Annotated in this window: 4 protein-coding genes; 3 read left to right on the top strand and 1 reads right to left on the bottom strand. The window is 64.8% G+C overall.

The features are described from left to right. Nucleotides 1-112: 112 nt before the first annotated feature. Nucleotides 113-1,300, bottom strand: coding sequence for a kynureninase (gene kynU, locus ACW8PS_RS00750; protein WP_491525337.1), 1,188 nt, complete (start codon nt 1,298-1,300; stop codon nt 113-115). A gap of 69 nt (nt 1,301-1,369) precedes the next feature. Here kynU and ACW8PS_RS00745 point away from each other — a divergent pair, with 69 nt between their 5' ends. The 3 genes from ACW8PS_RS00745 to ACW8PS_RS00735 all read left to right on the top strand — a co-directional run. After that, the gene (locus ACW8PS_RS00745) at nt 1,370-2,194 is read left to right on the top strand and encodes a hormone-sensitive lipase (protein ID WP_491525336.1); all 825 of its coding nucleotides are present in this window, start codon (nt 1,370-1,372) and stop codon (nt 2,192-2,194) included. 65 nt (nt 2,195-2,259) lie between these two features. Continuing rightward, entirely contained in the window at nt 2,260-3,297 is a 1,038-nt protein-coding gene (locus ACW8PS_RS00740) for a pyridoxal-phosphate dependent enzyme (RefSeq protein ID WP_491525335.1), read from the top strand. After that, on the top strand, nt 3,294-3,992 hold a 699-nt coding region (locus tag ACW8PS_RS00735), incomplete at its 3' end, for a M24 family metallopeptidase (RefSeq protein ID WP_491525334.1). The genes ACW8PS_RS00740 and ACW8PS_RS00735, both read left to right, overlap by 4 nt.

Genomic DNA, 3,992 nt, shown 5'->3' with positions numbered 1-3,992 from the left:
CCTGCAATTTGGACTCAGACTCCTATAAAACCGCGCAAGCGGCTGTTTTCCAATAGCAAACCGTGCCTGTAAACCATGAAGGATTGCCTTGCCGATATTGATAATCCGGGCCTCAGGTAACACGGGCCCGCTGATTATATTCCGGCGCGCGCCAGATCTCGCCTGCCATCACCTCTTCGAGAATCTCAGCCGCGCGGATCACGTCGGCCTCGTCCAGATAAAGCGGCGCAAAGCCGAAGCGCATGATATCGGGCGCGCGGAAATCACCGATCACACCGCGCGCGATCAGCGCCTGCATCACCGGGTAGCCATGTTGAGACGCGAATGAGACCTGACTGCCGCGATCGGCTGCGTCGCGCGGGCTGGCCAGCTTCAGTTGCGGGCAGCGCGCCTCGACCTCTGCGATGAAGCATTCACACAGCGCCACCGATGCGGCCCGCAATTCGGCCATATCGACGCCATCCCAGATCTTGAGCGCCTCCTGCAGCACCGCCAGTTGCAATATTGCGGGCGTGCCGACGCGCAGGCGTTCGGTGGCCATGGCGGGCCGATAGCTCAGGTCCATGTCAAAAGGCGCGGCATGCCCGAGCCATCCCGCCAGCGCCGGGCGCAGCGCCTCGACAATATCGGGGCGCGCATAGATGAAAGCGGGCGCGCCGGGGCCGCCATTTAGGTATTTATAGCTGCATCCGACGGCAAATTCCGCGCCGCTGCCCGCAATATCCACCGGCACCGCACCGGCACTATGCGCCAAATCCCAGATCATCACCGCGCCCGCATCATGTGCGGCCCCGGTCAGCGCCGCCATATCATGCATCCGCCCGCTGCGAAAATCGACCTGGGTCAGCAACACGATGGCGATATCATCGGTGATTGCACCGGCCACATCCTGCGGCGCGACAAGGCGCAATTCATAGCCCTTGCCGATAGTGTCGATCAACCCGCCTGCCATATAAAGATCGCTCGGGAAATTGCCGGTATCGGACAGGATCACCCGCCGGTCGGGCCGCATCTGCAGGCCCGCTGCCAGCGCCTGATAGACCTTGATCGACAGCGTGTCTCCGGTGGCGACTGTTCCTTGCGGTGCCCCGATCAACGCGCCGATCCGATCGCCGACAAGGCGCGGCAGGTCCATCCACCCGGCCGTGTTCCAGGCCTTGATCAGATCCGCGCCCCATTCGTCCCGCATCACCCGCGCCACCCGATCAACCGCCCCCCTGGGCAAGGGGCCAAGCGAATTGCCATCCAGATAGATGACGCCATCGGGCAGCTCGAAACGGTCTTTTCTGGGTAAGGTCATGGGCCGGGTCTTTCGCTGCTACGGGGCTGCCTTTAGGCTGATCCGCATCCAAGCCGAGCGGAGAGGCAGATGCAAGACGACGACAGCATATCCGGCATCGACTGGGAAGATGCCTTTCAGAACGCGCCCCATATCCCGGGAGGGGCGGAGTTTCCCGCTCTGTGGGCTGCGCAGGCGGCGGCGTTTCGGGATCGGGCACGGGCCGAATTGGATATTCCTTATGGCCCTTCACCGCGCGAAAAGCTCGATCTGTTCTGGCCCGAGGGCAGGCCAAGGGGCCTCGTTATCTTTGTCCATGGCGGATTCTGGCGGATACTGGACAAATCGCTGTGGTCGCATCTGGCGGCGGGGCCATTGGCGCGCGGATGGGCCGTGGCGATACCGGGCTACATGCTGGCCCCCGAGGCACGGATTGGGCAGATCACCGCACAGATCGGGGAGGCCATCGGCGTGGCAGCGGCGCAGGTTGCAGGCCCCATCCGTCTGGCGGGCCATTCGGCGGGCGGGCATCTGGTGACGCGGATGATCTGCGCGGGCGCGCCGATTGCGCCCCAGGTTCAGGCAAGGATTGCCGCCGTGGTTTCGATCAGCGGCGTGCATGATCTGCGCCCGCTCCGCTTGCATTCGATGAACGCCGATCTGCGCCTTGATGCGGCCCAGGCGGCCGCCGAAAGCCCGGTCTTGCTATCGCCCCTGCCCGATATCGCCGTGACCTGCTGGATCGGGGCCGCTGAGCGGCCCGAATTTCTGCGCCAGAGCGCCATATTGGCCGAAGCCTGGTCAGGGAAAACCGACATGCGCCCGCCGGTATTTGCCCCAGACCAGCACCATTTCGATGTCATTGACGGGTTGATGGATGCGGGGTCTGCTCTGACGGCGACCCTTGTGGATTGACTGAAAGACATTGCTTTGCGGGTGCAATGCGGTTTCTTCTGGCGCAAGATCCAGGGACACCCGACATGGAAATATTGACAAACCCCTTTCGTGGCACCGGCATGGACGCGCCCGAGCTGACTGAAATGCCCTGGCCCAGCCTGAATGCAGAGACCCCCGCCGCCCTTTTGAAGCGCTGCCCGCGTGCAAGCGCCACCCCGCTTGTCGCCAGCCCGGCACTGGCGGCGGCGGCTGGCGTGGCGGAATTGTGGATCAAGGATGAGCGCGACCGCATGGGTCTGGGCAGTTTCAAGGCCCTGGGTGCGGCCTATGTGATTGCCTGCGACGCAGAGTCTGGCCGGGCGCAGGGGCGCAGCTATGTTGCCGCCAGCGCCGGAAATCACGGCCTGTCGGTCGCCGCCGGGGCCGCCGCCTTTGGGGCGAAATCCGTGATCTACCTGTCGCATGAAGTGCCCGAAGCATTCGCCGCTCGCCTGCGCGCCGAAGGGGCAAAGGTGATGCGCGACGGGGCCACCTATGAGGCCAGCATGCAGGCCGCGCAAAACGCCGCCGACCGTGAAGGCTGGGATCTGCTGTCCGACAGTTCCTGGGCGGGCTACACCGCGCGCCCGCATCGGTTGATGGAGGGCTATCTGGTCCTGATGCAGGAGGCCATCGACAAGATGGCCACCGCACCCACCCATATCTTTCTGCAAGCCGGTGTCGGCGGGTTGGCGGCGGCCTGTGCCGGGCTTGCACGCGCCGCATGGGGTAGCGCGCCGCGTATCGTGATCGTGGAACCGGATGCCGCGCCCGCCCTGATCAATTCCATCCGCGCCGGGGCGCCGGTCGAAACTGATGGGCCGGTCTCGGATATGGGGCGGCTCGATTGCAAGATCCCCTCTCTGATTGCGCTGAAAGGCCTGGCGCGCGACGCCGATGATTTCATCACGATCACCGAGGCCGAAGGCCATGCCGGGGCCGTATCCTGCGCCGCCGAAGGGCTGGAAACCACACCATCGGGGGCCGCCGGGATTTCGGGCCTGCTGGCCGCGGGGGGCACCCTTGGCCTGACCCCGCAATCGCGCGTGTTGGTGATCCTCAGCGAAGGGCCGGAAGCGTGAGCCGTGGCTTTCCAGCGCCGGAATACCACGCCCGTCTGGCCCGCGCCCAAGCCATGATGGGCCCCGCCGGGCTGGCGGCGCTTTTGCTGACAACCGAGCCCGAGATCCGATATTTCACCGGGTTCCTGACCCGGTTCTGGGAAAGCCCGACCCGGCCCTGGTTTCTGGTGATCCCGGCCGATGGTGCCCCGATTGCGGTGATCCCCGCCATCGGGCGGCACCTGATGGTGCAAAGCTGGATTTCTGATATCCGCACCTGGCAGGCCCCCGATTACAGCGATGATGGCATCAGGTTGCTGGCGGATGCCCTGACCGAAATTGCGGGAACTGACGGTTTGATCGGCCTGCCCGATCAGATGGAAAGCCATGTCCGGATGCCGCTGGCGGATTTCAACCGTCTGCAGGCGCTGTTAGGCCGCGAGCGTTTGACCGGCGACGCCACCATCATGCGCCACCTGCGGCTGGTGAAATCCCAGGCCGAGATCAACAAGATCGGCACCGCCTGCGCCATCGCAGATCGCGCCTTTGCCCGCGTGCCCGAGATCGCCGCGCCGGGCGTGCCTTTGTCGCAGGTCTTTCGCCGCTTTCAGATGCTCTGCCTTGAGGAAGGGGCCGATCATGTGCCCTATCTGGCCGGTGCGGCGGGGCAAGGCGGCTATGGCGACGTGATCTCACCGGCCGGGGATACGCCCCTG

It is taken from the genome of Alterinioella sp. (assembly GCF_058343375.1).
Note: the sequence above shows the minus strand (reverse complement) of the source record. Positions and strands in the feature narration are given on the sequence as shown.